Annotated in this window: 1 protein-coding gene and 1 pseudogene; both read left to right on the top strand. The window is 35.0% G+C overall.

What is annotated here, in order from left to right; all coding sequences use genetic code 11:
• Positions 1–1,140: 1,140 nt before the first annotated feature.
• A complete protein-coding gene (locus RM368_RS31625; RefSeq protein WP_322697714.1) occupies positions 1,141–3,159 on the top strand; it encodes an ABC transporter ATP-binding protein/permease in 2,019 nt (672 codons plus the stop codon).
• Between the two features lie 20 nt (positions 3,160–3,179).
• A pseudogene (locus RM368_RS31630) lies at positions 3,180–3,299 on the top strand (IS630 family transposase); the annotation flags it as partial.
• Between the last annotated feature and the right edge of the window lie 666 nt (positions 3,300–3,965).

The raw sequence follows: 3,965 nt of genomic DNA on the forward strand, positions 1-3,965 counted from the left end.
ATTTTTACTTTAATTGATGCTAATTTTAATAAATTAATACTTTTTTCAAGCTAACTTAAATTCTTACAGTCTTAGCTAAAAGGAAAGTTAATATGAACTAGACTTTCTGATAGGAATAAGTATCAGAATTTGCTGTATCTAAGAGGTTGTTTGAAAAGTGATTGGCTGTGATTTTAATTGGGTTCTTACTCCCCTTAGTCCTCCCTTATAAAGCAGGGCTGTTTCATTCCATTTCAAACAAGATTTGTCAAGATGGTTAGCGAGAAAATTGTAAGTGAGGGTGACGAGAAGATGAACTTTTAAGCACTTGAACAACAGTAAAATTGTTCATTTTCTTGGCACGCTAGTAACAAAATAATCAATTTTAAATCGCTATAACCCTTGATATTTAGCGCTCTTTAGGGAATGAAACAGCCCTGCCTTATAAAGGGGGGAAACAAGAAAAATTCGATTCCCTCCCCTTATAAAGGGGAGGCTTAGGGAGGGGTAAAAAAATATTTGATACATCAATCATGACTTTTCAAACATCCTCTAATGATATTTTTTACTCCTTGTCAATGAAAGTTTACTTTTCAATAAGCGGAGTTTGTTTATTTAAAGCTGTACTTTTTAATTGAATTTATGAATTATCTCACCTTAATCAACAAAATACAATACCAATTAAGAGAGTTAAGCGGACAGTTAAGCGGACAGTTAAGCGGACAGTTAAGACAGTTAAGACAGTTAAGACAGTTAAGACAGTTAAGAGGTAGGTATCAACTAGGTAAATTGGGATAAAAGCAAAAATAAAATGTAAATTGGTTTATACTGCGTTATAGAATATGAAACATGGCGCAAAAATTATTTGCTAAAAAATTATTAACTGCTGTCAACTCTCGACACCAAGGAGCTGAGCTTGCAGCAGATTTAATAAATGCGTCGTAGTATAAATATTGTGCTAAATAATACCTTCAAAAGCATATTTACTGATTTGTAATAAAAAGCCTATCATTCTCCAAAAAGACCAACAATTACATTAGGTCAATTTGCTACTTTGTTTATAGCTACAATGCTTATTTAGTAAGAGATTGAGCCTTAACACTACTTCCATATAGCTAGCTAGCATAATTATTACGTAAAATCTTAGTTTAGTTTCAGAATATGCCAACCCAAGTTGTTCAAGCTCAACCTTCAACAAATGCTTTTTTAGGTTTTATTCAATTTTGGAAAGACGTAAAAGCAGTCGCCCAACCTTACTGGTATCCAAACGAGCCAGGAGACAGAGCATTCTCAGACGTAATTCGCTCATGGGGAATGCTCACTCTGTTGATTTTATTAATAATTGCACTTGTAAGCGCAAATGTTTTTAATAGCTTTATTACTCGCTATTTACTCGATGTCATCATTCAAGATAAGGACATCTCTAAGTTTTATGATAGTTTACTGCTTTTTGGTTTAGCTCTGGTATCGGTAACTCTCTTGGTAGGGTTCTCCAAACTAGTGAGAAAAAAAATTGCTCTTGATTGGTATCAATGGCTGAATAATAAGATTTTATCAAAATATTTAGACAATCGAGCATATTACAAAATTAACTTTAAATCTAATATTGATAATCCAGATCAACGTTTATCTCAAGAAATCGAACCCATTGCAAACAATGCTTTAAGTTTTTCAGCTACTCTCTTAGAAAAAATACTGGAGATGACAGCTTTTTTGTTAATTCTCTGGTCAATCTCTCAGACTGTTGCACTAATTTTGGTTACTTATACAGTTATAGGTAATTTGATTGCTGTTTACTTAACCCAAGAATTAAATAAAATTAATGGAGAAGAACTCGAAGCGAAAGCTGACTACACCTATTGTCTAACTCACTTCCGCACTCATGCTGAATCAGTAGCTTTTTTTCGAGGAGAGAAGCAAGAATTAAATATTATTGCCCGGCGATTTAGTAATTTGATAAAAAATGCTAAACGCAAAATTGATTGGGAGAGGAATAATGAGATTTTTAATAGAGGTTATCAGGCTGTAATTCAAATATTTCCATATATAGTATTTGGGCCTTTACAGATTAAAGGTGAAATTGATTTTGGAGAACTTAGCCAAGCGTCTACATGTTGCTATTTTTTCGCTAACGCTTTGGGTGAGTTAATTAATGAATTTGGGAATTCTGGAAGATTTTCTAGCTATGTTGAACGGTTATCTGAATTTTCAGATGCGCTAGAAGATGTTACCAAAGAACCAGAGGATGTACGTACTATAAAAACAATAGAAGAAAATCAGATCGTTTTTGAGAATGTCACTTTACAAACGCCCGACTATGAACAGGTGATTGTTGAAGGTTTGTCACTGTCTGTCAAAGCAGGAGAAGGTTTATTGATTGTTGGGCCGAGTGGTCGAGGTAAAAGTTCTCTACTAAGAGCGATTGCTGGTTTATGGAATGCGGGTACTGGTCGTTTGGTGCGACCCCCCCTAGAAGAAGTTTTATTTTTGCCTCAACGTCCTTACATAATTTTAGGAACCTTGCGCGAACAGTTGCTTTATCCTACTACAAATAGTCAAATGACCAACGCACAACTTAAAGAAGTTTTGCAACAAGTCAACCTACAAAACTTGCTAAGTCGAGTCGATAGCTTTGATACGGAAGTTCCTTGGGAGAACATACTATCGCTAGGAGAACAACAACGTCTGGCTTTCGCACGATTATTAGTTACTCATCCAAGGTTCACAATATTAGATGAAGCAACAAGTGCCTTAGATCTGAAAAATGAAGGTCATTTATATCAACAGTTACAAGAGACGAAAACAACGTTTATTAGTGTTGGACATAGAGAAAGCCTATTTGATTATCATCAATGGGTTCTGGAACTCTCACAATATTCCAACTGGAAACTTATGAAAGTACAGGATTATCGTAATAAAAAAGGTCAAAAAGAAAGTATTACTAAACCTCCCACAAATGTTCAAATCAAAATAGATGACTCATCTCAATATCAGTCACAAAATGAATCAGAAAGTAATACAATTGAAAAGCTTTCTCATAAGGAAATGAATGAATTAACCTACTATTCCGTTTCTACTATTAGAAGTAAGGCCAGCAAAGGAGAGTCTATCACTACTAAGGACAGCATTACCTATCGATACGACAAAGATCCCAAAGTATTGAAATGGGTCAGAGTTTAGTGGCTACTACGTCAAAATAAAGTTACTACGACCTGTTTTAGCAAGCGGGAATCAGTTGGAAGAAAACAACAAAACTGAATCCTAAAACGAATCCAGATGCTGTTGTAGAAAAAAAAGAGATTGAAACATTGTTGTCAAACCAACCAGGGCAAACGCATCTAAATATTGACAAAGTAGTAAGTACTGGAGCTTAGATTAGTTCCCGGTGCAAAACTCAGAAGGCTCATTATATAAAGCCTAAAAAGCTTAGTTTTAGTTCTTGGAAACATCGTAAGGATTCAGGTCATACCAAAATCGCTACAACCTTTTCCTGATAATAGTTTCTGTGAATTAGGCATGATTTTTGATTCTCAATAAGTTTTGTGTAACGCCTACGTTTTCGTTCCTTATTGCGACTTCAGGTATGTTAATAAACAAAATTCAATTTTGAAACTCGCTCTGTGACTCGGTTTCAAACACCTGAATCCTTACGAAACATCTTAAATCCGTATCCTTATTTTTTGAAAATTTAGTTTAGCACCGGGAACTAATCTAAACTCCAGTTGTTGAAGAAGTCGGAAAACCAGGTTCTCTTGTGTTTTTGTCGTTCACTGTCTTGAGGACGGGCAATTGGGCGCTCTGTCCCATCAATCATTACCCGTTGGACTCCTGGTGTCACTGTAATTATAAGATGAGCAATTATGAAAGCATAAGTTGAGCAACAGATTGCTGGAAACGTATTTGTTGATTCTAGTAGTTCTTTGAGGCTTACTGTGATTTGAACGATAATTTAGCCAAACGGTCACGAAATACTTCACTTTGTACTA

The sequence above is a fragment of the Nostoc sp. DedSLP03 genome (genome assembly GCF_034530815.1).
In the GTDB taxonomy this organism is placed as follows: domain Bacteria; phylum Cyanobacteriota; class Cyanobacteriia; order Cyanobacteriales; family Nostocaceae; genus Nostoc.